This window comes from Rhizobium anhuiense bv. trifolii (genome assembly GCF_024346605.1).
Taxonomy (GTDB): Bacteria; Pseudomonadota; Alphaproteobacteria; order Rhizobiales; family Rhizobiaceae; genus Rhizobium; species Rhizobium anhuiense.
On the sequence record NZ_CP098801.1, the window covers coordinates 186227 to 210476 of the forward strand.

General features: G+C 57.8%; 29 protein-coding genes. 23 read left to right on the forward strand and 6 right to left on the reverse strand.

The annotated features are described in order from the left end of the window. The first annotated feature begins 17 nt into the window (after positions 1–17). The 7 genes from NE851_RS00835 to NE851_RS00865 all read left to right on the forward strand — a co-directional run bounded on the left by NE851_RS00835 (position 18) and on the right by NE851_RS00865 (position 4354). Positions 18–608: a TetR/AcrR family transcriptional regulator gene (locus NE851_RS00835; protein ID WP_254955668.1), complete on the forward strand. Its 591-nt coding sequence runs from the start codon at positions 18–20 to the stop codon at positions 606–608. A gap of 68 nt (positions 609–676) precedes the next feature. Then, the gene (locus tag NE851_RS00840; RefSeq protein ID WP_254955670.1) at positions 677–1303 is read left to right on the forward strand and encodes a hypothetical protein; all 627 of its coding nucleotides are present in this window, start codon (positions 677–679) and stop codon (positions 1301–1303) included. A gap of 109 nt (positions 1304–1412) precedes the next feature. Then, positions 1413–2267 (forward strand): cytochrome b/b6 domain-containing protein, encoded by an 855-nt coding sequence (locus tag NE851_RS00845; RefSeq protein ID WP_254956334.1) that lies wholly within the window; start codon positions 1413–1415, stop codon positions 2265–2267. Next, entirely contained in the window at positions 2264–3040 is a 777-nt protein-coding gene (locus NE851_RS00850) for a molybdopterin-binding protein (RefSeq protein ID WP_254955672.1), read from the forward strand. The genes NE851_RS00845 and NE851_RS00850 overlap by 4 nt, the downstream gene beginning before the upstream one ends. Before the next feature lie 31 nt (positions 3041–3071). Further along, positions 3072–3380, forward strand: a complete 309-nt coding sequence (locus NE851_RS00855; RefSeq protein ID WP_254955674.1) for a hypothetical protein — start codon at positions 3072–3074, stop codon at positions 3378–3380. Positions 3381–3431: 51 nt separating this feature from the next. Then, complete coding sequence (locus NE851_RS00860) at positions 3432–4016, forward strand: DUF308 domain-containing protein (protein WP_254956336.1); 585 nt, start codon at positions 3432–3434, stop codon at positions 4014–4016. 41 nt (positions 4017–4057) lie between these two features. After that, the gene (locus tag NE851_RS00865; protein ID WP_111791012.1) at positions 4058–4354 is read left to right on the forward strand and encodes a chorismate mutase; all 297 of its coding nucleotides are present in this window, start codon (positions 4058–4060) and stop codon (positions 4352–4354) included. 67 nt (positions 4355–4421) lie between these two features. Here the strand turns inward: NE851_RS00865 and NE851_RS00870 are convergent, their stop codons facing one another. Further along, positions 4422–5285 carry a LysR family transcriptional regulator gene (locus NE851_RS00870; RefSeq protein WP_254955676.1) on the reverse strand — a complete coding sequence of 288 codons (864 nt, stop codon included), beginning with the start codon at positions 5283–5285 and terminating at the stop codon, positions 4422–4424. 108 nt (positions 5286–5393) lie between these two features. Here NE851_RS00870 and NE851_RS00875 point away from each other — a divergent pair, with 108 nt between their 5' ends. The 6 genes from NE851_RS00875 to NE851_RS00900 all read left to right on the forward strand — a co-directional run bounded on the left by NE851_RS00875 (position 5394) and on the right by NE851_RS00900 (position 9961). After that, positions 5394–6218, forward strand: a complete 825-nt coding sequence (locus NE851_RS00875; protein WP_254955678.1) for an oxidoreductase — start codon at positions 5394–5396, stop codon at positions 6216–6218. Positions 6219–6265: 47 nt separating this feature from the next. Then, positions 6266–7114 carry an alpha/beta fold hydrolase gene (locus NE851_RS00880; RefSeq protein ID WP_111800546.1) on the forward strand — a complete coding sequence of 283 codons (849 nt, stop codon included), beginning with the start codon at positions 6266–6268 and terminating at the stop codon, positions 7112–7114. A 65-nt stretch (positions 7115–7179) separates the two neighbouring features. Continuing rightward, positions 7180–7710 carry a VOC family protein gene (locus NE851_RS00885; protein ID WP_111800547.1) on the forward strand — a complete coding sequence of 177 codons (531 nt, stop codon included), beginning with the start codon at positions 7180–7182 and terminating at the stop codon, positions 7708–7710. Beyond that, entirely contained in the window at positions 7707–8441 is a 735-nt protein-coding gene (locus NE851_RS00890; RefSeq protein WP_438270071.1) for a L,D-transpeptidase, read from the forward strand. Before NE851_RS00885 ends, NE851_RS00890 begins: the two co-directional genes overlap by 4 nt. Positions 8442–8548: 107 nt before the next feature. Further along, a complete protein-coding gene (locus NE851_RS00895; RefSeq protein WP_254955688.1) occupies positions 8549–9307 on the forward strand; it encodes an alpha/beta fold hydrolase in 759 nt (252 codons plus the stop codon). 264 nt (positions 9308–9571) lie between these two features. Then, positions 9572–9961, forward strand: coding sequence for a RidA family protein (locus tag NE851_RS00900; protein WP_111800549.1), 390 nt, complete (start codon positions 9572–9574; stop codon positions 9959–9961). Between the two features lie 229 nt (positions 9962–10190). On the opposite strand, the gene NE851_RS00905 is transcribed toward NE851_RS00900, so the two are convergent. Together NE851_RS00905 and NE851_RS00910 are read right to left on the reverse strand one after the other, a co-directional pair. Then, entirely contained in the window at positions 10191–10943 is a 753-nt protein-coding gene (locus NE851_RS00905; protein WP_111800550.1) for an SDR family oxidoreductase, read from the reverse strand. A 153-nt stretch (positions 10944–11096) separates the two neighbouring features. Further along, entirely contained in the window at positions 11097–12017 is a 921-nt protein-coding gene (locus NE851_RS00910; RefSeq protein ID WP_254955692.1) for an AraC family transcriptional regulator, read from the reverse strand. Between the two features lie 291 nt (positions 12018–12308). Here NE851_RS00910 and NE851_RS00915 point away from each other — a divergent pair, with 291 nt between their 5' ends. From NE851_RS00915 to NE851_RS00945, 7 genes are all read left to right on the forward strand, one after another. After that, positions 12309–13346, forward strand: coding sequence for a substrate-binding domain-containing protein (locus NE851_RS00915; RefSeq protein WP_206115002.1), 1038 nt, complete (start codon positions 12309–12311; stop codon positions 13344–13346). A gap of 23 nt (positions 13347–13369) precedes the next feature. Further along, positions 13370–14608 carry a sugar ABC transporter permease gene (locus NE851_RS00920; RefSeq protein WP_168333834.1) on the forward strand — a complete coding sequence of 413 codons (1239 nt, stop codon included), beginning with the start codon at positions 13370–13372 and terminating at the stop codon, positions 14606–14608. After that, positions 14605–15366 carry an ATP-binding cassette domain-containing protein gene (locus NE851_RS00925; RefSeq protein WP_065659035.1) on the forward strand — a complete coding sequence of 254 codons (762 nt, stop codon included), beginning with the start codon at positions 14605–14607 and terminating at the stop codon, positions 15364–15366. The genes NE851_RS00920 and NE851_RS00925 overlap by 4 nt, the downstream gene beginning before the upstream one ends. A 29-nt stretch (positions 15367–15395) precedes the next feature. Continuing rightward, positions 15396–16166 carry an SDR family NAD(P)-dependent oxidoreductase gene (locus NE851_RS00930; RefSeq protein ID WP_168333835.1) on the forward strand — a complete coding sequence of 257 codons (771 nt, stop codon included), beginning with the start codon at positions 15396–15398 and terminating at the stop codon, positions 16164–16166. A 210-nt stretch (positions 16167–16376) separates the two neighbouring features. Beyond that, positions 16377–17462, forward strand: coding sequence for an ROK family protein (locus tag NE851_RS00935; protein WP_162692156.1), 1086 nt, complete (start codon positions 16377–16379; stop codon positions 17460–17462). An 85-nt stretch (positions 17463–17547) separates the two neighbouring features. Further along, positions 17548–17982: an RbsD/FucU family protein gene (locus tag NE851_RS00940; protein WP_254955712.1), complete on the forward strand. Its 435-nt coding sequence runs from the start codon at positions 17548–17550 to the stop codon at positions 17980–17982. A gap of 40 nt (positions 17983–18022) precedes the next feature. Beyond that, positions 18023–18685, forward strand: a complete 663-nt coding sequence (locus tag NE851_RS00945; RefSeq protein ID WP_246740171.1) for an HAD-IA family hydrolase — start codon at positions 18023–18025, stop codon at positions 18683–18685. Here NE851_RS00945 and NE851_RS00950 read toward each other — a convergent pair. From NE851_RS00950 to NE851_RS00960, 3 genes are read right to left on the reverse strand one after another with little or no spacing between them, the layout of a single operon-like run. After that, on the reverse strand, positions 18675–19892 hold the full coding sequence (locus NE851_RS00950) for an ROK family transcriptional regulator (protein WP_168333837.1): 1218 nt from the start codon (positions 19890–19892) through the stop codon (positions 18675–18677). The genes NE851_RS00945 and NE851_RS00950 overlap by 11 nt on opposite strands. Before the next feature lie 23 nt (positions 19893–19915). Then, positions 19916–20614 (reverse strand): LrgB family protein, encoded by a 699-nt coding sequence (locus NE851_RS00955; RefSeq protein ID WP_168333838.1) that lies wholly within the window; start codon positions 20612–20614, stop codon positions 19916–19918. Further along, entirely contained in the window at positions 20607–20978 is a 372-nt protein-coding gene (locus NE851_RS00960) for a CidA/LrgA family protein (RefSeq protein WP_254955721.1), read from the reverse strand. The genes NE851_RS00955 and NE851_RS00960 overlap by 8 nt, the downstream gene beginning before the upstream one ends. Positions 20979–21103: 125 nt before the next feature. On the opposite strand from NE851_RS00960, the gene NE851_RS00965 reads away from it, so the two are divergent. The 3 genes from NE851_RS00965 to NE851_RS00975 all read left to right on the forward strand — a co-directional run bounded on the left by NE851_RS00965 (position 21104) and on the right by NE851_RS00975 (position 24245). Then, positions 21104–22357 (forward strand): ABC transporter substrate-binding protein, encoded by a 1254-nt coding sequence (locus tag NE851_RS00965; protein WP_168333840.1) that lies wholly within the window; start codon positions 21104–21106, stop codon positions 22355–22357. Positions 22358–22465: 108 nt separating this feature from the next. Continuing rightward, complete coding sequence (locus NE851_RS00970; RefSeq protein ID WP_246740172.1) at positions 22466–23347, forward strand: carbohydrate ABC transporter permease; 882 nt, start codon at positions 22466–22468, stop codon at positions 23345–23347. Positions 23348–23363: 16 nt separating this feature from the next. Beyond that, entirely contained in the window at positions 23364–24245 is an 882-nt protein-coding gene (locus tag NE851_RS00975) for a carbohydrate ABC transporter permease (RefSeq protein WP_168333842.1), read from the forward strand. Positions 24246–24250 lie beyond the last annotated feature (5 nt).

The following is a 24250-nucleotide window of genomic DNA, read 5'->3' on the forward strand; positions in this document are numbered from 1 at the left end:
GAAGGTAGACAGGCTGCATGAGCAATCTTTCGACCACCTCGGACGACATTCTGGCGTCCACTAGAAACCTTTTGATAAGCGGCGGCTACAATGGCTTCAGCTACGCCGATATCTCGGAGATTGTCGGTATCCGCAAGGCAAGCATTCATCATCATTTTCCTAGCAAGGTCGATCTGGTGCGTGAGCTGGTCAAGCGTTATCGGGAGGATGGCCAGGCAAGCGTGGCAGTCCTGGAGCAGAAGGTTCCGAATGCTCTGGACATCCTCAAGGCTTATGCAAACCACTGGGCTGCATGCATTGAGGATTCCAGCAGGCCATACTGTGTCTGTGCTATGCTTGCCAGTGAACTGCCTTCCCTCCCCACGGAAGTCGCAACCGAGGTGACGAACTTTTTCCGCTTCATCTCCTCGTGGCTGGCTTCGGTCATGGAGCGCGGTTCCAAGCAGGGCGAACTGAGTCTTACCAGTGCGCCGCATGTTGAAGCCGAAACATTTCTGGCATCCGTATACGGGGCAATGCTTTCGGCGAGAGCCAATGGGAAGCCGGAAGTGTTCTCAATGATACTCGAACCTGCCCTCAGTCGTCTCACGCCTGCTGCTTCTCACTAATCCTGCGGTGGTTATGCCACCCAGGTAAAATCGCGCCCACGAAACTACCAACTAGTAGGAAGAATAAGATGAAAAATGTTTTCCCCGCCGTGGCCCTTGGGCTGACCAGCATCCTTTCCGTGACAACCCTCGCGGCACCCGCCCATGCCGAAGATAAGAAAGCCGCACCGGTCCATGTCCGTGGCAGCATCGTCACCTATGCGGGATCTACACTGAAGGTAAAGACCCGCGAAGGCGAAACCGTCGATGTCGCCCTGGCCGACGACTGGAAACTGGCAAGTGTTGCAGATGCCAAGGTCACCGACATCAAGCCTGGCGATTTTGTCGGCATCGCATCCTTGCCGAAGGCCGACGGTGGCGATGGCGCGCTTGAGGTTCTCATTTTCCCGCCGGCAATGAAAGGCACGGGCGAGGGGAGCTACGGTTGGGATCTGAAGCCCGACAGCAGCATGACCAATGCGACGGTCGCGGATGCCGTTAAAGGCGTCGATGGCCGGACTGTCACCGTGACCTATCATGGCAAGGAAAAGAAGATCGCCATTCCGGATGGGACACCGGTCGTGACCATTGCTGCGGCCACCAAGGATGATCTCGTTCCTGGCGCTATTGTCTTCATCACCGCCGAAAAGGCTGCAACAGGCCCTATCGCCCATCAGGTGGTCGTCGGCAAGAATGGCGTGGTTCCTCCCATGTGAAGACCACGCCGTCACTGGCCGGAGCAGCCGCCTTACTGCTTCGGCCAGCGACTACAGATCGACGCTGCTTGGTCTGCAGCCGTTAAATGCACAGATGAAAGACGCTGAGATGAGCGCAGACGCTTCCAATGACAAAGTTCAATATCCTCGGACGATCTTTATCCGCCGCCACTCCGTCGTGACCCGGCTCACGCACTGGCTGAACGTGCTCTGCCTTAGCTTCCTTCTTCTGAGCGGGCTGCAGATCTTCAACGCCCACCCCGAACTATACTGGGGACATTATGGCGCCGACGGTGATCCTGCCGTCTTGACGATTGGCGCCGATGACGAAGGCGGCGAACCGCGCGGTTTTGTTCGCATTGCAGGCCTGGAACTACCCACCACAGGCGTCCTCGGCGTGTCGAATGTTGATGGCGAACAAGTCTCACGCGCTTTTCCCTCTTGGGCAACCATCCCTTCATTCCAGGATCTTGCGGCCGGACGTCGCTGGCATTTCTTCTTCGCCTGGCTGTTTGTGATCAACGGCGTTGTCTATCTCAGCTTCAGCGTGCTGAGCGGACATTTCAGGCGAGACCTGGCGCCAAAGGTGCACGAACTATCGCCTCGCCATCTCGGCCGCGAGGCCCTCGACCACGCTCGTCTCCGCTTCCCCGAAGGGGAGAAGGCCAGGCATTACAATGCACTTCAAAAGCTCACCTATCTGGCGGTCATTGTCGTCCTCCTGCCTCTGATGGTCTTGACAGGCCTGACCATGTCACCGGGCGTCGATGCCGCTCTGCCGTCCCTTGTCGATATTTTCGGCGGACGCCAGTCCGCGCGCACGATCCATTTCATCACAGCGTCGGCGCTTGTCATCTTCGTCATCGTGCACGCGGCAATGGTGGTCCTGTCCGGGACCTGGAACAACATCCGCTCGATGATCACCGGACGCTATGCGATCCAGGAGAAAGGCCCGCAATCATGAGCAAGCTTTTCACCCGACGCCGCTTTCTCATCGGCGGCACGCTTGGAGCCAGCGCCCTTACCCTTTCGGGCTGCGACCTGTTGGACCAGAACGCAGACGTTGCCAATGTCCTTCGCTCAGCCGAGCAACTGACCATGAAAGCCCAGAGACTGCTTCAGGGACGCGATGCACTGGCGCGCGAGTTTGACGAACAGGACATTTCTCCGTCCTTCCGCGTCAACGGAACGAGCGCCCCGGACAGCGATGAATATGCGGAATTGCTGGAAGGGAAGTTTGCGAATTGGCGATTGAAGATCGACGGCCTTGTCGATCGGCCGCAGGCATTTTCGCTCGCCGATCTGAAGACGCTTCCCTCCCGCACCCAGATCACACGCCACGACTGCGTCGAGGGCTGGAGCGCCATCGGCAAATGGACAGGTGTGCCGCTTGCCAGCCTGCTCCGTTTAGCCGGGCTCAAGCCAACCGCGCGGTATGTCGTGCTTCATTGTGCCGATGAACTTGAAAAGACGCTCGACGGCAGCGGCCGCTACTACGAGAGCATCGATCTCATCGATGCGGTCCATCCCCAAACCATCCTCGCCTACGAGATGAACGGTGAGGACCTTAGCGTCGGCCACGGGGCGCCCTTGCGCCTCAGGGTCGAGCGGCAGCTGGGCTACAAACAGGCAAAGTACATCATGCGCATAGAACTGGTCGACAGCTTCGCCGGCTTGTGGGGCGGGAACGGCGGTTATTGGGAAGACCGCGGCTACGAATGGTACGCCGGGATCTAAGGCCCTGAGAAAAGCCGCAGGAGGACAGTTCATGAGCAGACGCAAGGTTCAGGAAGTCATGCCGATTTCTGCGACAGCTTCGTCTCGCCAGGTCGACATCGGCCAAACCAATTCGATCCTCTCCGATCCCGACGGTCGATGGGTCGCAAAGCGGCAGGAGGCGATCAGCGAGGCATTCGAGAAACGCATACGCTGGGAGAGCGACCAGCGTGACGGGGCAAGGGTTCCCTCTCACGACAGCTTACAGAACGCCGTAAAACTCTCCGGAGAAAGCGATCGTATCGGCCGAAATGATTGGGACGAGAACACCCCATTTGGCAAGCATGTTGGCTTCGTCTGACAAGGCTCGCGCGGACCATCCATGAACCAATTCAGAAAGTGGAAGAAAACAATGTCGACAACTCAGACCTCCCGCGCCACACGCGACAACGACCAGTGGCTCAAGCAGTATTACTTTACCAGAGCGGCCTTCTCAGTGCTGTGGGTCGCGGCTGCATTGACTGCCGGACGGCATTCCTTTGCGGTGGCTGCCGCACTGCTGATCATCTATCCCGCTTGGGATGCAATCGCGAACGTTATCGATGCCGCGAGGAGCGGTGGTCTTGCCGCCAGCCGGAGCCAAGCGATCAACGTCGCAGCGAGCTCGGTTATGACGATAGCCGTGATCCTGGCGTTGACAATGAACATGAACTGGGTTCTCGGCGCTTTCGGTCTATGGGCGATCTTTTCGGGGCTGTTGCAGCTTGGAACTGCCGTGCGGCGTTGGAGAACGAGTGGAGGTCAGTGGGCGATGATTTTGAGCGGTGGCCAATCCTCTGTGGCCGGTGCTCTCTTCATCTTTCAAGCGCAAATGCCGCAGGAGCCTTCCATCTCCACGGTTGCGGGCTACGCTGGCGTCGGGGCATTCTACTTCCTGGTTTCGGCAATTTGGCTGACGGTCGCCCTGTCGCGTCGCAGGATGCATCCCATCTCATAAGCGCTACCTCGCGCCAATGAAACCGCTTGGAAGATATTCAAATGATGACAGATGATGCGGCAGGGCAACTTGCTTCCTATCGGAGGACCATCGACAACCTGGATTCAGCTCTCCTCTATATCCTGGCCGAACGCTTTCGCTGTACCGAGCAGGTCGGCCACTTGAAAGCTAAGCAGGCGTTGCCGGCGATCGATAATGAGCGAGAGCGACGCCAATTGGATCGACTGATGAGCATCGCCAGTGATGTTGGCCTCAGTGGGCACTTTGTCGAAGGGCTGATGACAATGATCGTGGGTGCTGTGGTGGAGCGGCATAGGGAGATTGCGGCCAAGAAGTAAGTTGTCTGTCGCGCGTGTGCTACCGCAGCCGTGGATCGGCGGGGAAAATCGATCTTCTTCGGGCGGCTTACCATGCAGCGGTATTTGTGAGGTGGTCCGAGACGGTCGCGATAAACGCCCGAAGACGCTGAAGACGTCGCAGGTCCCGGTGATATCCCATCCAGATGTCTCGCGCCGGCGGGGGCTTAGGTAGTTCCAGTCTGCGGATACCCGGGATCTGATTGCCCACGACGCGGGGCAGGACGGCGATCCCAACGCCCTGCTTGCACATTCGTGCCTGGACGTTTCGGTTGTTTGATCGCAGCACGGGTCTCGCGTTCGGGAAACTCTCGGCGAGCCAGGCTATGTCGGCGAATTGCCCTGTCGAAGTATCGTGGGTGATCAGCCGGAAACCTGTCCCGTCGCCATATTTAGGGTCAAGCGACTCCTCGGCGATGTAGACGCCGTATTCGAGCCTGAAGAGCCGCCGTTGAATGACATCTGCAGTGTCGAACGGAACGATGCGAAAGGCGACGTCGGCCTCCCTTTGGGCGAGGTTGAACAGGCGAGTGCCGGTCAGGATTTCGACGTCTACATTGGGGTAGGCTTTCGAGAAATCTGCCAGGATGGGAGGCAGGACATAGGCCCCGAACCAGTCTGCTGATGAGATGCGCAGATTGCCTTTGAGGTTTTGCTCCTGCCCGGCGAGCCGGCGCTCCATGGCCAGCGCGCCTTCTTCCATCTGCTCTGCCAGAGTGATGATCCCATGGCCCTCCTCGGTAAGCACGAGACCGTCCGCGGTCCGCTGGAAGAGCGTGTGGCCGATCGCCTCCTCAAGGGCACGCAGCCGTCTGCCGACGGTCGGATGGCTTGTATGAAGAGCACGCGCAGCGCCGCCGAGCGTGCCGGATCGCGCAATCGCAAGGAAGATTTTTACGTCACTCCATTCCACGGCCAAGCCCTTACAAAAATGAACATTGAAAATACAAAACTGTCACTTCAAGTACAAATCTAAACATCTAGATTCAAGTCATATTTCGAAAACAAGCGGAGAAACGTCATGAGAACATGGTTCATCACAGGCTGCTCGAGCGGCTTCGGACAACGGCTCGCGATCGCTGCAGCACAGCGGGGCGATCGGGTCGTCGCAACGGCCCGCAATGTCAAAACGATCGAAGAAATGGCTCAGCCATTCGAGGGGCGCCTGATCACCTTGCCGCTCGACGTGACAGATCCGGCGGCGGCCAATGCCGCGGTCGCAAAGGCCGTCGAGACATTTGGGGGTTTTGACGTGCTGGTGAACAATGCCGGCTACGGACTGTTTGGCGCGCTCGAGGAAGGCACGCCCGAAGAATATCGACCGATGTTCGAGGTGAACGTTTTCGGTCTTATCGAAACCACCAGGGCAGCCTTGCCTGCACTGCGACGTTCGGGCGGAGTGATCGTCAACATGTCTTCTGGCGCAGGGATCGCGGGCAGCGGCGGCGCAGCATATTACAATGCAGCCAAGTTTGCGGTTGAAGGGGTTTCCGAAGCACTCTCCGGCGAGCTGAAGCCGTTCGGCATCCGCGTGCTGATCGTCGAGCCTGGGCCATTTCGGACCGACTTCCTTGGACGTTCGATCACGATGGCGGCCATGGAGATGCCGGAATACGCCGCGAGTTCGCGCAGGCATTATCGCGAAACCAATAACGGCCACCAGGCAGGCGATCCCGACAAGGCGGTTGCAGCGATCCTGCAGGCGGTCGACGCCGATGACGCTCCGCTTCATCTACCGCTCGGTCCGGCCGCGCATTCGATCGCTGAGCGAAAGCTGGCTTCGTTTCGCCGTGATATCGACACCTGGCGCGATATCTCGATTGCTACCGATTTCGATCAGCCCTGAGCTGGTCGTTAGCTCTCTTTAACATCAACATCGACGGGAAAGAGGTTATGATCCCAACATTGGAAGGGTTTGCCCAGCAGCTGGTGCCGGCAAATGGCATCAAGATCAATGCCGCCACGGGCGGCTCCGGCCCGCCGATCCTTCTGCTTCACGGTTGGCCGGAAACCTGGTGGGAATGGCACCATGTGATGCCGCTGCTGGCCGAGCAGTTCAGCGTGGTGGCGATTGATCTGCGCGGTGCGGGTTTTTCCGACTGCCCGCTTGACGGCTATGACAAGGCGACGATGGCGCGCGACGCGCACGAAGTAATGCTCGCCCTTGAGCATAAACGCTATGCCGTGTGTGGCCATGACATTGGCGGAATGGTCGCATTGCCGCAGGCCGCTATCTATCGAGATTCGGTTACTCACCTTGCTGTCCTCGATGTTCCGCTTCCTGGCTGGAGCCAGTGGGAGGCGACGACGGCAAAGATCTGGCACTTCGCGTTCCATGCTAATCGGGATCTGCCGGAACGCCTGATTTATGGCCGCGAATTTGACTATGTTTCGGCCTTCATGGCGGAGCGGTTTTACGATCACAGCACCTTTAATCCTGAAGACATCGAGATCTATGCGAAAGCCATGGCCCTCCCTGGCCGCACGCGCGGTGGCATGGAATGGTACCGCACACTGACCGCCGACCATGCGGCCGCGCTCGAGTACAAGAAGCGACCGCTTGAGATACCCGTTTTAGGTCTCGGCGGGGAGCAACGTTTCGGTGCTCATATGGTCCCGATGCTCAAGGAGTTCGCCACAGATGTTACGGGCGGCTCGATTGCCCGCTGCAGTCACTATGTGGCGGACGAGCGCCCGGATGAAGTGGCCGCTGCTCTCATCGATTTCCTCAAGGCCAAGTGAACTCTGCGATCCGGGCAAATTGAGCCCGATCGCGTTCATCGATTCAACAAGAAAGGAAAACTATAATGACCGCACCTCAAATTCGCGGCGTAAACCATATCGGCATCACGGTGCCCGACATCGAAGCGGCAAAATCGTTCCTTGTGGAAGCTTTTGGCGGCCAGGTGATCTATCAGTCCTTCGGACCTCAGGATCCTCCGCGGCAGGGACCCGAATTCGAACGGGCCACGGGCGCATTCCCTGGAACGGTTATCCGTGCACAGGCGATGGTTAAGATCGGAACCGGCCCAGATATTGAGCTCTTCGAAATGCACGGCCCCAAACAAGCGCAGCCGGTTACACCGAGCGACTTCGGCATTACGCATTTCGGTGTCTATACCCACGACATCGACGCATCGGTTGAGCGCTTTGAGAAGGCCGGCGGAACAGCCCTTACGGCGCCACGCGCTATTCCCTATGCAACCGAACAAGGTCCTGGAAACAAGGTCTGCTATTGCCGCACGCCGTGGGGCACGATGATTGAGTTTATCACCACGCCTGATCGCATGGCCTATCATGACCAGACGGATCTGCGCAGGTGGCAGGACGAGGATTGAGCGTGAGCTTTGATACCTCGTTATCCCGCCGCAGCCTCCTGTCGCTTTCGGCGATCGCTGCGGCCTCGGCCCTGGCAGGGTGCGCCTCTATCGCTGGCACGGGCCGGATGGTGGGGCGACAGTCGACGCCTCTCCAGGATCCGATCGGCCCTGTCCACATCGCACCTGCACCGACAGATTCCGAATTGGCCGTCATGTACGGTCCTATCGAGGATGCCGGCTTTCTGATCCCGGCGGTTCCCTACAAGCAGATCGATCCGCGCTACTATCGCCAGCAGGTCCTCAACCCGACTGGCGAGGCGCCCGGCACGATCGTTGTCGATACGCCCTCGCGCTTCCTCTATCTGATTCAGCCGGGAGGAACCGCAATGCGCTATGGGGTCGGCATTGGGCGCGACGGCTTTGCCTGGCAGGGCAACGGTGTCATTCAGTGGCGTCAGAAATGGCCGCGTTGGAAACCGCCGAACGAGATGGTCGCGCGTCAGCCGGAGCTAGCCAAAAATTCGATCGCGAACGGAGGCATGGAGCCGGGCCTGAAAAATTCGCTCGGTGCGCGAGCGCTCTACATCTTCTCCGGCGGCCGGGACACGCTCTATCGTCTGCACGGCAATCCGCAATGGCGCTCGATTGGCAAGGCCGTTTCGTCCGGCTGTGTGCGCCTGCTCAACCAGGACATTATCGACCTCTATGAACGGGTGCCGATCAAGGCGCCAATTGTCGTCAAGCAGTAAGCGCAAGCGATCACGACCGTCTCTCCTTGGATAGAGGAGAGACATGTCCTTCAGGCGATTTCAGAGCCTCAGTTATTCCACGCACAAAACTCAAGGAACTACCGACCATGTCGAACTCCAGTAAAGCGGCCGTTGGCCTTGTTGCCGCGCTTTTGTCTTCTGCTGCCCTAACAGCCCCAGCCTTAGCGGGCGCGCGCAACATCGTGCTTGTCCATGGCGCGCTCGTGGATGGTTCGGGCTGGCGCGGCGTTTATGACATCCTGACCCGCGACGGCTACAATGTCAGCATTGTCCAGCAGCCACTGACAAGCCTGGACCAGGACATTGCAGCCACGATGAGCGTGGTCGATCAGCAGGACGGAGATGTTGTTCTCGTCGGTCACAGCTACGGGGGCACGATCATCACGGCAGCAGGTAATGATCCCAAGGTCAAGGCACTTGTTTATGTCGCTGCGCTCCAGCCTGAAAAGGGTGAAAGCACAGCACAATTGCTGCAGTCTATGCCGTCACCCACAAACGATATCAAACCGTCCAAGGATGGCTTCCTGCTGGTTGACCGGGCAAAGTTTGCTGCTGATTTCGGGGCAGATCTGCCGAAGGATCAAGCCGAGTTCATGGCCCGGTCTCAAATGCCTGTTGCCGTCGTCGCCACCAATGCGCAGGTTTCGGTCGCAGCGTGGCACGTGAAGCCTAGCTACGCAATTGTAGCGAAGGACGATATGACGATAAACCCCGACTTGGAGCGCTGGATGTACAACCGTGCCGGTTCAACGGTGACAGAGGTAGAGGGCAGCCACGCTATCTACATCTCGCAGGCTGCTGCAGTCGCAAAGGTTATCGAGGAAGCAGCCAAAGCTGCCAAGTAGCGGCGGCATGCATTCTGCATAATGCGCCTGTCTCGATGAACTTGCTAGCTGCGTCACGTCTGGGACGCAGCCGTCTCTGGCTCAACGATGAAGAGCGTCATCGGCTGAGTTGCACTGACGCCTTGTACAGATGCCACTCCGGCGGGCGAAGTGAAGGACTGTCCGACATCGCTGGCCGTTTGTACTTTTTCATCCAGCGGCGCTTGAAAATTCGCGACGCATGTATCAGTGCCGCTAGCACCACCAACGATTGCGAGGACCACTATGGATCGAGAGATCATCATACCCGACGAGATGCAGGAGATCGTCAGCCGAGCAGGCTATGCTCCCGCGGTTAAAGTTGGAGACACAATTTACGTCGTCGGCCAAGTCGGGCGGACCAAGGATCTCAAGATTATTCACGATCCTTCAGAGCAATTCAGAGCTATGTGGGACAATTTACGGATTGTCCTCGAAGCCGCTCATTGCACGTTCGATGACATCGTGGAAATGACAAGCTATCACGTCGAAATGTCGAAGCACATGGACGTGTTCCGGATTGTCAAAAACGAGGTGTTTCCGAAGGGAACCTATGCGTGGACCCGGATAGGTGTCTCTGAGCTCGCGCACCAGGGACTCCTCGCTGAGGTGAAATGTGTTGCCGTAAAGCGATGATGGAACCCATGTGTCGCGAACGAACCTTTCCACGCTGAGCATAAAAGTTACAGCAGCGTAGTGTATCGGAGGTGGTGGACTTTGGTTCGATTCCCTTCAAGGCGCGGGAAGTGAGCAGCATCTGGCGTCGCCGCTCCAGCGCTCCGCCTAGTCGTTGGCCGTTATACCCAGAGAGGCGTCAGGCGGCAGAGTAAAGGTTCCTCCGCCGCCCGGTCCACTGACCCAAAAGTCAGATGATACCCGCAGCGCGTGCCAATTCGACCGCGTCTGGACCGGCGGGGAAGCGAAGCTGACCGGTAGTATCCGCCACTGCAGCCCAGACCGCCTCGGAGACGTCGGTTTCCTTCGTTGTCAGTGCCGGCTTTGCGAGGGCAGCAAAGATGGGAGCTGCAAAATCGGCATAGGCTGGCGGGATCATGTCCTCGATGCGCACCGACGTGTTTTCGGTAAACCGTGTTGTGGGAGCGTAGCCTGGCTCGACCAGCTTGGTGCGAATACCGAAATAGCCGAGTTCGTGTGCCAACGACCCGGTGAAGCCTTCAATCGCCTGCTTGCTGGCCTTGTAGGCTGCTGCAAGAGGCATGTCAGCCAAGGTGACGCTGGACGTCACGTTAATGATCGCGCCGGAACGGCGTTCGCGCATCTGCGGGATCACCGCTTGGGTCATGGCCATCAGGCCGAAGGTGTTGGTATCGAAGATCTTGCGGATATGCGACATGGACGTTGCTTCGAACGCGCCCACAACGCCGATTCCGGCATTGTTGACCAGAACGTCGATCGGGCCGGCGGTCGCAACCGCGGCTGCGATGCTGTCATCGCTCGTGACATCCAGTGGCAGGATGCGAAGCGACGTCGAGCGCGGCAGGACATCCTCACGCGGCGTACGCATCGTGGCGATGACGTTCCAACCGTTTGCGAGGAAGTGACGAGCCGTCTCCAGGCCGTAGCCAGAAGAGCAGCCAGTGATTAGAATGGTTTTCATTGGAACCTCCAATTTGTCTTTAGGATGGTTCCTTCTAAATCTGCAAACCAAGACGAACCATAATCGATCGTCCTCAATCCGTTTTGTATCGTCCTAATCTCGCTGTTTGTTGGCTCTTCATTTCTTCTCTGAATTGGTGATCACCAACGTGATCTAGGTCGCACCTGCCATCCGCGCAAATTCGCTCGGTGGGCAGCCGACCCTCTGACTAAAAGCAGTGCTGAAGGCGCTGGCAGATTGGTAGCCCACCTTTTCGGCGACTTCCTCTAACGACCTCCGGCTATGGCGCAATGTGTCCTTGGCGATAGCCATCCGCCATCTGAGAAGGTATTCAACGGGCGCGAGGCCAACAGCCGCAGAGAATTTCCGCGCAAAGGCCGAACGCGACATTCCGGCTCGTTGTGCTAGCTCGGCGATCGTCCAGCCGCGGCGGACGTCTGAATGAATGTCGCTGATAGCCCGAGCAAGCTGGGGATCGGAAAGGCCGCGCAACATTCCAGGGTTTGGAAGTGTCGAGGCTTCGCGCCGCAACGTTTCGATAAGCAGGACCTCCAAAAGTCGCGACAAAATGAGGTCGCTTCCAGCCCGGGAGTTGGCCGCTTCATCACGTATGTAAGCGATGAGGTTGCCGAGACGGGCTCCGATTCCCTCCTCAGCGCGGACATGGACAAGCGTGGGCAGCAGCTCTGATAACAAGTCAGCATTCGTCGGATCGCAGAGTATGCACCCGCCAATAATACGCGTCGGAGTTCCCGACCGAACCTGGCCGACCCTAATTTCTCCGTCGACCGTGTTGAGCGCCTTGAACTCTTCATCAGACAAGACGATCTCTTGGTCAGGCCGGCTAAAGAATATGTCGGCTGTGGGATTTCCCGATAGAATAAAATCGCCAGTCTCCAACGACGTCGTTTCGCCGTCACCGGCACGAAACTGCGCCGAGCCTTCCATAATAAAATACAACATTGGACCAGGTTGCGACGGAACCTGAACTCCCCAGTCTCCATATGCCACCATGCTGCCCATGAGGACGGTTTTAGGTCTTAGCAGTTGCACTACGTCGGTCAAGGCATCCATTTTGTACGATCCATAAGAAAAAATGCCATTTCATTATCAAATGGACTTTCCTGTTTGTCTATGACCCCGACAGTGTCGAGCCGGAAACTGGCACCCATGAGAGACTGTCGATGGGATGAGCTCCTAGCTGCTGCCGGGCCAAATGCTGGTGACCGCCGGCGAAACCTCAACAACAATCCAATTGACTCCGATATGTATCTGCTTTAAACAAATACAAATAGCATGACGGGAGGTCTTGCTAAAGCGTGCGGCGGGAGACCGCATGCCGCTTTTTTCAAAGGGAGGAACAGAATGCCGAAGTTTTCGCATATGCTCGCCGGTGCCGTCACCGCTGTTGCGCTGATGACGAATGTAGCTGCCGCTCAGGACACGGTGGGTGTAAGCTGGCGTTATTTCCAGGACGAACGCTGGAAAATCGATGAAGCCGCGATAAAATCCGTTCTCGACAAGGCCGGTGTTTCCTATGTCGGCATCGACGCGCAGGGCGATCCCCAGAAGCAGGCCGCCGACATCGAGAGCCTGATTGCGCGCGGCGTCAAAGTCCTCGTCGTCGTCGCTCAGGATGCCAAGGCAATCATTCCCGTTATCGATGAAGCTAAGCGCAGCAACATTGCCGTGATCGCATACGATGCGCCGATCGACACCGGCGATGTCCTTTACACGAGTTTCGACAACGTGGCGGTCGGCCGCGTCATGGGCGAGGCTCTGCTGAAGGCGGTGCCGAAAGGCAATTATGTCTCGATGGACGGGGATCCTGCCCAGACGATCCAGCAGGTTTTCAAGAGCGGCCAGATGCAGGCGATCCAGCCGGCGATCGACAGAGGTGACATCAAGATCGTTGCCCAGCAAAATGTCGAGCAGTGGAAGCCCGACGTCGCGCAAGCGCTCATGGAGCAGGTACTGACCGCAACCGACAACAAGGTCGATGCGGTACTTGCCATGAACGACAGCATCGCCAACGGGGTGGCGGCGGCCCTCGCCAGCCAGGATCTTCTGGGCAAGGTTGCCATTTCCGGGCAGGACGGCGACAAGAACGTCCTTAACCGTATTGCCAAGGGCGAGCAGACGATGACCGTCTGGAAAGACGCAAACGCGCTTGGATTGGCCGCAGCAAATGCCGCCGTCGAAATCATCAAGGGCACAAAAATCGACGCTGTGACAGGGGTAAAGCCTGGCAAGACGTCCACCGGCGCATCGCAGCCCGCGATCATCCTCGATCCCATCGCCATCACTCGGGACAATCTCGATCTCGTCGTGAAAGCCGACTGGATTTCGAAAGACGTGCTTTGCAAAGGCGTGACGAAGAACCCGCCGAAAGCCTGCGAATAAGCAGTCCCAGCTGGAGTTCTGTCATGACATCTATTCTCCAACCTGCGTCCAGTTCAACGAAGCTTCTCCCCCGACTGCTACAAGGGATCGGGGGAGGTGGCCGCGACACTCGCCTCGTGGCGATGGTGATCGTCCTCGCCTTGATCTGGCTTTGCGCAAATGCCCTTACCAATGGCGTATTCCTGTCGCCGCGAAACCTGTTCAATCTCTCGCTGCAGGTTTCCGTCGTGGCGATCATGGCATCGGGCATGATTCTCGTGATCGTTACGCGCCATATCGATCTGTCGGTCGGATCTCAGGTCGGCTTTCTCGGGGTTCTCGGTGGTCTCGTACAGAGCAACTGGCTTCCCGACAGCATGCACGCCTGGTGGATTTCCTGCCTTGTCATGCTGGCGGGTGGCATGGTCATCGGTTTGCTCCAAGGCGCACTTGTCGCCTATGCGCGAATACCGTCATTCGTCGTGACCCTCGGTGGACTGCTTTTCCTGCGCAATGCTGCTTATGAGCTGAATGACGGCACGACGATCGCCCCACTGAGCGCGACATTCCAGAATCTCGGCGGCGGACAGAACGGCGTTCTCGGGGCCGCATTGAGCTGGGCCGCCGCCGCCGCCGTCACCGCCTATATCGTCTTCAATCTTGTGCGCAGATATCAGCGCAAGAAATCGCTTGGCGTTCAGAATCCGTTGACGGCATTCGACGTTGTCTCGGCGGCTCTCTGGTGCGTCTGCGCATTCGGTCTTGTCGCAGTCATGAACAGCTACAAGCGACCGGGAACGACAGAGTCCATGGGATTGGCCGTGCCTGTGCTCATTCTGATTGCAGTGACGACGCTGATGACGATTATCGCCAAACGACACAGGTTCGGACGTCATGTCTTCGCAGTCGGGGGCGATCCGCTGAGCGCCCGGTTAACGGGCATCAATACCCAGCGCGTGGTCCTCAAGGTCTTCGTGTTGATGGGGTTCCTTTCCGGTTTGGCCTCCATCGTGCTGACGGCCCGATTGAATGCCGCTGCAAGCGGAGCGGGCACGATGATGGAACTTTACGTCATTGCCGCCGCCGTAATTGGTGGGACGTCGCTTGCAGGTGGAGCGGGGACGATCCTCGGCGGCTGCGTCGGCGCCCTGATCATGCAGAGCCTTCAAAGCGCAATGGTTCTCATGGGCATCGCAAGCCCGTTGCAGAGCATGGTGCTCGCCGCGGTTCTCGTGCTTGCCGTCTGGATTGATACAATGTGGCGCGAAAGGAGACCATCATGACAACCCCACTGCTCGAAGCCCGCAACGTCAACAAGGCCTTTGGCGGCGTTCACGCGGTGGAAAATGTCAGTGTGTCGCTCTTGCCTGGCGAAGTCGTCGCTCTGCTCGGCCACAACGGTGCTGGCAAATCGACCTTCATCAAGATGCTTTCAGGGGTTTTCCCCGCAGACAGCGGCGAGATCCTCATCGATGGCAAGACCGTCGATATCCGCTCGCCGCATGACGCGCAGGAACTCGGTATTGAGACAATCCATCAGACACTGGCGCTTGCCGACAATCTCGACGCGATCTCCAACCTTTTCCTCGGACGCGAACAGACGGACCGCTTCGGCTTCCTGGACACCGAGGCGATGGAGCATGGCGCCCGACAGACGATCGAGCGCATGCGGCTGAGGATTCCTTCTCTGACGTCGTCTGTAAGGTCGATGTCCGGAGGGCAGCGTCAAGCTGTTGCCATCGCGCGAGCCCTTCATTTCAATGCGCGGATCCTCATTATGGACGAGCCGACGGCAGCTCTGGGTCCTGAGGAGACAAAAAATGTCGGCCTACTGATCCAGGAGCTCAAAAAGCAGGGTCTGGGTATCTTTCTCATCAGTCATGACATGCACGATGTCTTTGCGCTGTCTGACAGGATCACCGTCATGAAGTCAGGCCGAGTTGTAGGCTCCTACGCTACAAGCGAGCTGACACAGGACGACGCCCTGGAAATGATCATCCTCGGCCGCAAGCCCGCCCGACTTGCCGCCGCGATGGCATAAGGCCCACCAACCCCGGAATGGATAGAAACATGACAGTCAAAGCACCAAATTTCAGTCTCGATGGAAAAGTGGCGCTGGTCACCGGCGCGGCCCGCGGGATCGGTCGCGCCTGTGCGCTCGCCTGCGCGGCGGCCGGCGCCGATGTCGTCATCGGCGTCCGCAACGTAGAGGCGGTTGCCGACCTGGTGGCCGAACTGAAAACAACTGGTCGGCGCATTCTCGCAGTTACAATGGATATCTCAGACACCGGCCAGATTTCGGACGCCGTTGCTGAGGCAGTTGCCGCATTCGGAAAAATCGACGTGCTGGTGAACAATGTCGGCGTCGCCCCGGGCAATCTTGCGGAACTCGTTGAGGAGAAGGACCTTGACCAAATTCTCGACGTCAACATCAAAGGCACGTTTCTTGTCACGCAGGCCGTCGCCCGTCATATGATTGGGCAGAAAAGCGGCCGGATCATCAACATCAGTTCGCAGGCCGGGACGGTGACACTTCGCGGTGAAGCGCTTTATTGCATGAGCAAGGCAGCAATCAACCATTTGAGCCGGTGCTTGGCCGCGGAATGGGCGCATTACGGCATCACGGTCAATACCGTCGCACCGACCTTCATCTGGACGGATTCGACCCGGCCGGTCCTCGCTGACCCTGATTTCTACGCTCGGACGGTGGGCCATATTCCGCTGGGGCGGATCGGCGATACCGATGATGTCGTCGGCGCTGTTGTCTATCTCGCATCTCCTGCTGCATCTCTTGTCACAGGCGCCAATCTGTTGGTTGACGGTGGATGGTCGATCGCATGAATGGGTCGTCTATCCTAACCTTTGCTTGCACGCGGGCATCTGCTACTGCCTCTACAGATACTTTCGGCAACGATTCGAGTGCTTTGCCGATGCCCGAAAACAGCTCCTGACCGACACATGTTGTCTCTAGGAGGAACATTGACGACGAACAGTGTCTTACGACACATGAATGCTGTGCGGTGCCTTCGCGTCTTGCGTAGAGACGTCCCTTTGTCGCGCGCGGATATTGCACGCGAACTGAACGTGACGCGGGCGACCGTCGGCAACTCGATAAAACAGCTGCTGTCAGAAAATCTGGTTATCGACCTCAATGAGAGCGCTGAAGCCAACGGCGCCGGGCGTCCAGGCGCGCTCGTGTCGCTGAACCCGGCCGGCGCCTACTTTATCGGACTTGATATTTCCTCGGCTGAAATCAACGCCGTTTTGATCGATTTCTCGATGCATGTCGTCGCAAAGCGGATCGTGTCGATCGCCGACCGTTATGATGACCCGAAGCGAGTCATTGAGCTGCTCGCGACCTTGCCCAAGGAATTGATCGACATATCGAAGGTACAGGCATCGCGCGTGCGCGGCGTTTGTATCTCCGCTCCAGGCATCGTGCGTGAAGGCCGTATAATTTCTGCGCCATGGCTGAGTTGGCGTGATGTCGACGTCATGTCGGCGATGTCGGATGCGATGCAATCCTCACTGAAGGTCCAAATTTGCAACGACGCGGTTGCTCTTGCGAGTGCCGTAGCGGCCGACGCATCGGAAAACGACCTGAGCGACGTGCTTCTGTTATTGCTCGCGCAGGGCATCGGCAGTGCCCATCTCCGTCAGGGCCGCGTCGTCGAGGGTGCCCACGGACTGGGTGGCGAAGTCGGACATATGGTCATGGGCGGACAGCCTGGAATGGCGGCGACACACACTTTCGAAATTTTGGCCGGTTATCAGAAGTTTCTTCCCTTCATCGAACACGATGTCCCGATTCCGGAAGGGTTGGCCAAACTTGTGACGCTGGAAGGATCCTCGGCTCTCGATGAGGCACTCAACGAATGGGCCTTGGCGCTGGCGACCGGTTTCCTGAATCTCATTCATATCCTTGATCCGAAAGCGATCGTGCTGGGGGGGCCCCTTGCCGTCCTCTATCCGCGAGTATCGAAGCGCGTCGAGAGCCTGCTTTCCGAAAACCTCGTCCACGGGTTTAACGTACCGCCAATATCGGTTGCCAGGTTCGGTGGTGACGGGGCCGCCATCGGCGCTGCAGCCCTTCTTCGCGAGAGCCTTTTCGACCTTCCGGAACTACCCACCGTTTAATTCCAGACCTATCGCCAAACATGTTTGACAGCCTATTTGTATTTGTATAATACAAACGCAAATAGCCAGCCAGTGGAGGAAACAAATGCTGAAGCTAATCGACCCAATTCTCTCTCCAGAACTTCTTTACGCTCTTCGATCGATGGGACATCGACACGATATTGCGATCGTTGATGCAAATTTCCCTTGCGATCCAGGCGACGAACGTCTCATTCGCCTCGATGGCATTTCTGGCCCAAGAGCGCTGGAAGCCATCCTTAAGATCTTCCCACTGGAAGAGCAGGAACCGCATGTGGCATGGCGGATGATGGCCGAAGGCGATGCCGCCAAGATCTTGCCGGTCTTCGAAGACTACAGCGCCGGCCTCGAGAAGACACAAGGTAAAGCAGTTGAACTGAGTGCAGTGGAGCCCGACGAGTTTAAAGACCGCGTTCGCGCCGCCCACACAGTCGTGGTGACGGGAGAGAGGCGCTTCTACGGGAGCGTCATTCTACGCAAGGGCGTCATTGCACCAGAGTGAGCTGGCGTCGAGCTGGAACTCAAACACAGGCGGTAAAGCATTGCCCGATCTCTTCGCATCCACTTTCGATGCCTTCCTTTTCGATATGGACGGGACCATCCTCAACTCGATCGCAGCTGCCGAACGCGTCTGGGGAGCGTGGGCATGGAAGTTCGGGTTAAATCCAGAGGTGCTCCTGCCGACAATCCACGGGCGACGAGCCTCGGAAACAATATCTTCCCTCGGCCTCCCGGATATCGATCCGGAGGCCGAGGCAGCGGCCATAACGCAAGCGGAAATTGAGGAGATCAAGGGCGTTATTGCCATTGGCGGCGCGCAGAGCTTTTTAAGAAGCCTCCCATCCCACCGGTGGGCTGTCGTAACCTCCGCTCCTGCTGCCCTGGCCAAAAGACGGATCGAGGCCGCCGGTCTGCCAATGCCCGCGACGATCGTGACATCCGAGGATGTGCGTCGGGGCAAACCGGCCCCGGATTGCTTTATTCTTGCCGCCGAGCGTCTTTCGGTTGATCCGGCTCGTTGTCTCGTATTCGAGGATGCCGAGGTCGGTATTGCCGCCGCGACGGCGGCGGGTTGCCAGGTCGTCATCATCACTGAGACGCACAAGCAGCAAATGACGGGAATTCACAAGCAACTCGACAATTACGAGCGTATCAACGCGAAAATCGTCAACGGGGGCCTTAGCCTGCTACATACTAATCGCTGACTTTTTCGCGTAGAGCTTCCGTTTTCGGACGGCCAAAAACGAGGCTCTCATCCACGGAAAACATCTGTTTGTGCAGCATTGACGCGCCGCCGATGGCGGGACCTTCGAGGCCGAGGGTCGAAAGTTTTATTTCAGGTACCGGATGCCCTTCGAGTAGGTTCCGGGCCACTTTTTCCAATGTCTCGTCCCGGCAAAGATCGAAAAGTGCGGCGACCGGGCCGCCAAGCACAATCCGTGCGGGATTGAATATGCTCGTCAACGTTGCGACTCCACGGCCGAGATAAAATGACCAATCCCTGAGTGTCGAAAGAGCGGCCTTTTCCTGTTGTCTCGCTGCCTGGATGAATTCTTGAATGTCGCCTGCTGATCCCCCGTGAAAGCGGTAGCGCGCGAGGACGGCCTCCCGGCCAATGAAACTCTCAAACGACCCGGAAATCGTCGCCAGCTCAACGAAGCCTTCGTCTCCAAGGATAATATGGCCGAGCTCGCCAGCGTAACCGTCCTGGCCGCGGAAAAGCTGACCGGAATTCATGATCGCCCCGCCGACGCCAGCGTCGAGATAGATGTAGATTTCCGTATCGACGCTTTCATCTTTGGACTGGTAAATCTCGGCAATCGCGAACGCGTTGGCATCATTCTCGGCGATCAGCAATGGGATGTCGGGAAGGCGTTGCTGCAACTTCTCCAGAATGGGTTCCTCCTGCCATCCAAGGATGGGCGCCCGCAAGATCGTGCCATTCCGGTCAATTACCCCTGGAGCGGTTAGGCAAAGGCCCCGGATACGATAGTCGTTGCCCAACCGTTCCCGGATTCCCTCGACGACGTCCACCAGCCGCTGCACCACAAGGTCTGGACTTGCCTCTGGTAGGCTGAAGTCCGACCTCGACTGTGCGATAACCGATGCCTCCATGTCGAGAGCGACGACATTCATACGCCCGACGCCGATATCCGCGCCTATGAACATTCCATAGTTCGGATTGATGCGAACGAACGTTCCGGGCCGGCCCGTACCTGCGCTTTTATCATCCTGGGATTCATCTTCCACCAGCAACCCTTCGTCCGTCAGGCTGGCAACGATACTGCTTGCCGTCGATCGAACCATGCCGAGTTCTTTGGCGATATTCGCCCGGCTGATCCTGCCATGACGAAAAACAACATCCAGCGCCCTGACCTCGTTAATATGCCTTACGGCGCGCGGCATGGACATTGGCGGTCTCCAGTCGATTAGACTCACAAAAAGAGGTGTACAATCAAGGAAGTGACGATCGCATTCAAGCCCATGGCGAGGCCTGAAAAAAGCCCCGCCACCGGGTCAACCGAATAGGCGCGTGCCGTGCCAATACCGTGCGATGCAAGCCCTACAGCAAATCCTCTCGCGCTGTAATCGCGGATCTTCATGGCATTCATCAGCGGGGTTACGATGACGGCGCCGGTAATTCCGGCCAAAATGACGACGGCGGCGGTCAGGGCCGGATCGCCGTGCAAACCCGACGAAATTGCCATGGCGACTGCCGCGGTGACGGATTTTGGGGCGAGCGAAGCAATGACTGTCTGATCGAAGCCGAAGACATGGCCCAAATAGATCGTAGTGGTCACTGCCGTTAGGCTTCCGGCAAACAGTGCCACGACCATCGGAATAAGATTGGCCCTCACCAGGTGAAGCTTTTCATAGAGCGGTATCCCGAGCGCCACTGTTGCTGGTCCGAGCAGAAAATGAATGAACTGCGCCCCGGCGAAATAGGTCTGGTAGGGAACGTGAAAGACGGCAAGAAGACAGACGATTGCGGAAACCGAGAGCAAAACGGGGTTGATGAGAGGATTGGCGGGAAGAAAGCTTTCGATCTTAAGCGCGCTTATCCACACTAGGAGTGTGACGGAAAGCCATAAGAGTGGGGACGCTGCGAGATAGACCCACAATCCTTCATCCATTGCTTGTTCTCCCCACTAGCCGTTTGGTTGCCAGATATGACCATACTGTGACGATAAGCGTCGCGGCCGTGGAGACGACGATCGTTGCGAAAAGCGACAGACCTCTTTCAGCAACGAGGTCGAAATGTTGCACGATCCCAACGCCGGCAGGGACGAACAGTACCCCGAAACTTGCCAGCAGGGCGCGGGATGTGAGGACTGCCGATTCGGACAGCGTCACCCAAAACCGCTCTCGCGTTACGCCCAGCCCCGCAAATATCAGCGCCATTCCGATGACTGGGCCTGGCACGATGCCATGCAGATAATAGGCGATGGCCTCTCCAGCCAACTGAAATATCAGCAGAATCGTAATTCCAACAACCATTGTTCGGCTCCACAACAAACTCGCTTGACTCATAAACCTGATTATGTTTGTTTTCAATCGAAACAAACGAAGGGAGTGTCGTTTGTTTGAAAGCCGGCATGGGGCCGGTTGGTTGGGAGGATTACATGCGCCTATCTTTCAAAATGATGGCCTTAACGGCTGCCCTCAGTGCCTCGGTCAGCTGCCATGCGTTCGCGGCTGAAAGCGTCGAGGTGCTGCACTGGTGGACTTCCGGGGGCGAAGCGGCGGCGGTCGGGGTCTTGAAGGACGATTTGCAGAAAAAGGGCGTCAGCTGGCAGGATATGCCGGTCGCAGGCGGCGGTGGCGAAGCGGCAACGACCACCCTGAAAGCCCGGGTTGCCGCAGGCAATCCTCCCACAGCTGCTCAGCTGCTGGGCATGGCGGTCAACGAGTGGTCCGAACAGGGTCTACTCGGTGATTTGACCGCAGTCGCTCAAAAAGAGGGATGGGACAAGGTCGTTCCGGAGCAGATCAAGCAGTTCGCCGTCCATGACGGAAAGTGGCAGGCCGTGCCGGTCAACATCCATCGTCCGAACTGGCTGTGGATTAACGCCAAGATTTTCAAGGACAACGGTCTGGCGCCGCCGACGACCTGGGACGAGTTCAACGCCGTTGCGGACAAGCTGAAGGCAAAAGGCATCACGCCTTTGGCGCATGGCGGACAGCCTTGGCAGGACGATACGATTTTTGATGACGTCGTTCTCGGGCTTGGCGGGCCGGACTTCTACAAGAAGGCCATCATCGAGCTCGACGAGACCGCGCTCGGTTCGGACACGATGCTCAAGGTCTTCGACCAGATGCGTAAGATCCGCGGCTTTGTCGACCCGAATTTTTCCGGCCGGGACTGGAACCTTGCGACGGGCATGGTGCTTAAGGGTGACGCAGCGATGCAGCTTATGGGTGACTGGGCCAAGGGCGAAATCGTCAAGGCCGGCATGACACCTGGCGTCGATATCCTTTGCGTCACCGCACCTGGCACCGAAGGTTCGTTCCTCTTCAATACCGACTTCCTCGCCATGTTCCCGGTCGGCGCCGACAAGGTCGACGCCCAGACCAAGCTTGCATCGAGCGTCATGTCACCCGCATTCCAGGAAGCCTTCAATCTCGTAAAGGGATCCATTCCGGCCCGTTCAGACGTGCCAGGCGACAAGTTCGACGCCTGCGCCCAGAAGTCCATGGCCGACCTGAAGGCAGCAGAGAAGTCCGGCACACTCATGGGGTCACTTGCCCACGGTCACGCGGAGCCCGCCTCCATCCAGCGCGCGATCTTCGACGTCGTGACCCAGCATTTCAACTCGGACATGTCGTCGAAGGATGCCGTGACCGCGCTGATCAGCTCGATCAACGCTGCGAAATAATCAGCTCCTCCCTGCCCCTGCCGTCGAATGGCGGTGGGGGTATCCTGCAGCAAGGTTGTGTGTGCTCGGCCGATGCCGAACGCCATCCTGTCGATTCCGGGCCCGCAGATGTCCATTTCAAAACGCCTTGGCAAGGTCATGCCCGCAACCGTCCTTTCGCCGTCGCTCGCGGTCGTCACGGTCTGCGTTTATGGCTTTATCGCCTATACGACACTTCTTTCCTTCACCGGATCCAAGATGTTTGCCAGCTTCACCTTCGTCGGTTGGCGCCAATATGGCCGGCTTTTCGAAAATCCGCGATGGATTACCGCCATTGAGAACATGGCAATCTTTGGCTGTCTTTACATCATTGGCGCCACCTGCCTCGGGCTGTTCATCGCGATTCTGATCGACCAACGCATTCGATGCGAGGGCATTTTCCGCGCCATCTTTCTTTATCCCATGGCGCTCTCCTTCGTCGTAACGGGTGTTATTTGGCAGTGGCTGCTCAATCCGGGCCTCGGCCTTGAGCATATGATGCGCGCGCTTGGCTGGACGTCCTTCACTTTCCAGTGGCTGATCGAGCCCGACCGCGCGATCTACACGATCGTCATTGCCGGCGTCTGGCAGGTGACCGGGTTCGTCATGGCGCTTTTCCTGGCGGGTCTTCGCGGCGTGGACACCGAAATCCTCCGCGCCGCACGCATAGACGGGGCTCCAATTCACAAGGTCTACACGCGCATTATCATCCCAGCGCTTCGACCCGCTTTCCTAACCGTCTTCGTCATCGAGGCTCATCTTGCCATCAAGAGCTACGACCTTGTCGTAGCGCTGACGAAGGGTGGTCCCGGCGTGTCGACCGAACTGCCCTCGACCTTCATGTATTCGATGACGTTTACCCGCAATGAACTTGCGGTCGGTGCCGCCAGCGCAACCGTCATGCTCGTCACCCTGGCAAGCATCATCATTCCATATCTTTATTCGGAGCTGCGCCATGAGCCTACGACTTGACGCCGAAAGCGCCGCAATGCTGGCTTCGGGCGCTGATGTGAGAAGAATTTCGCGCATCCTTGGCCGCGTGTTCATCTACGGATGTCTGATCCTCCTAGCCGCCGTCTTTCTGGCGCCGCTCACCTCCATGCTTTTCACATCCTTGAAGAGCATGGATGAGATCCGAACCGGGAATATTCTCTCCTTTCCGCGAGCCATCACATTCGAGGCCTGGGAGCACGTCTGGGGATCGGCATGTATCGGCGTTACCTGCGGGGGCCTGAAGGGTTATTTCGGCAATTCGTTCCTGATTGTCATACCGGCCACATTGCTATCGGTCGGCTTCGGGGCGCTGAACGGTTACATCTTCGCAAACTGGCGTTTCAGGGGTGACAATATCCTGTTCGGCCTCATCCTGTTCGGCTGTTTCATACCGCTGCAGATCGTTCTCATCCCGATGGCCGGGCTACTCGGGCAATTGAGGCTCGCCGGAACGATACCCGGGCTGGTTCTCGTCCATGTTGTCTACGGGATTTGCTTCACGACGATGTTCTTCAGAAACTATTTCGTGACCGTCCCAGCCGAGATTTTCAAGGCAGCGCGCATCGACGGCGCGGGCTTTTGGGCAGTGTTCTTCCGGATACTGCTGCCTATCTCATGGCCGATCGTGATGGTGTCCATCATCTGGCAGTTCACCGGCGTCTGGAATGACTTCCTGTTCGGGGTCTCGTTCGCAGCTGGCTCCGGCCAACCCGTCACGGTCGCCCTGAACAACCTGGTCAACACATCAACAGGCACCAAGGCCTACAACGAAGACATGGCCGCCGCGATGATCGCCGCGCTACCCACCATAATTATCTACGTGGCGGCAGGGCGGTATTTCCTTCGTGGTCTGATGGCCGGCGCAGTGAAGGGATAACGACG